The 1,100-nt window shown below is 65.9% G+C and carries 1 protein-coding gene; it reads right to left on the bottom strand.

Annotated elements, in window-relative coordinates:
* Positions 1-952: 952 nt before the first annotated feature.
* A partial coding sequence (locus ACH4E7_RS45675) for a DUF933 domain-containing protein (RefSeq protein WP_396255138.1) occupies positions 953-1,100 on the bottom strand: 148 nt, incomplete at its 5' end.

The following is a 1,100-nucleotide window of genomic DNA, read 5'->3' as shown; positions in this document are numbered from 1 at the left end:
GCCGTGCAATCCTCCACGTCGTCGGCGAAGGTCCGCCAAGCGCGAGCAGCCTCCCGGAGCTCATCCTCGTCACCCTCTGGCCACCACATGCCCGTGAGATCCTGAACGATCTCCTTCGCCTTGTCGGCGGCACCCATCACTTACCACCTTCAAAGCCCGACTTGGCCGAGTGGTCAGCGTCTTCGTGGTTGGCCGCCATGTCGTTCATGGCCTTGGTGATGCTGGACAGGCCCTTGACCAGGGCCGCGGCCGCCTTCTCAATCTGTGCCCGGTGCGGGGCGTAGGCGTGCTCGAACTTCTTTCCTTGCTCATCGCCACCCCAGGGCCCCCAGCCCGTCGAGCGTGTGGCGAAGCTTGGCCGTCGCCCGTGCCAGCGCGACAGACTCCCGGTGGAATGTCGGAGCAGCCGACTTGAGTTGATGGGTCTATGTCAAAGCCGTCGCCAGCCATGCCGTGCGTCCCCCTTAGCCCGTTCTCGTAACCCGGCGCGATCCGCTGACAACTCGCGGCTCACACGTGGTGACGATGGCATGCAGCACTGACAACCGACCTGGCAGGAACACGATTTCAGCCACGGCGCGGCGTAGCCGCCTGGCGGGCGGATCACGGGGCGGATAGGGGTCTTTGCGAGCCCACCCGCCCGGGAGGTACGGATGCACAGACCAGGGAGCTGGGGGCCGTCGCTATCGGGTGGTCGGGCGGGGGCCGGGGGAGGTGCGTCCACGACGAAATCCGCAGCCAGGATGCGCCCCATACAGCTGACGCACCGTCAGTCGATCCAGCACCGATCCAGCGATGGTGCGGATAACCAGGGATGTCAACAGGTGACGAGACGTCAGCAAATCCAGCGCGGATCCAGCAGCGGGAACGACAACGGGGCCGACCCCATCCAGGGCCGGCCCCGCCTGACCTGTGCGTTTGCCGGATCGCTACGTCGATGCTGCCGAACGCGTCACACGTTGAACCGGAACTCCACCACGTCCCCGTCCTGCATCACATACTCCTTGCCCTCCATGCGGGCCTTGCCGGCGGAGCGGGCCTCGGCGACCGAGCCGGTTTCGACGAGGTCGTCGAAGGAGATGACCTCGGCCTTGATGAAG

Origin of the sequence: Kitasatospora sp. NPDC018058 (assembly GCF_044327205.1) — a bacterium.
Classification (GTDB): Bacteria; Actinomycetota; Actinomycetes; order Streptomycetales; family Streptomycetaceae; genus Kitasatospora.
Note: the sequence above shows the minus strand (reverse complement) of the source record. Positions and strands in the feature narration are given on the sequence as shown.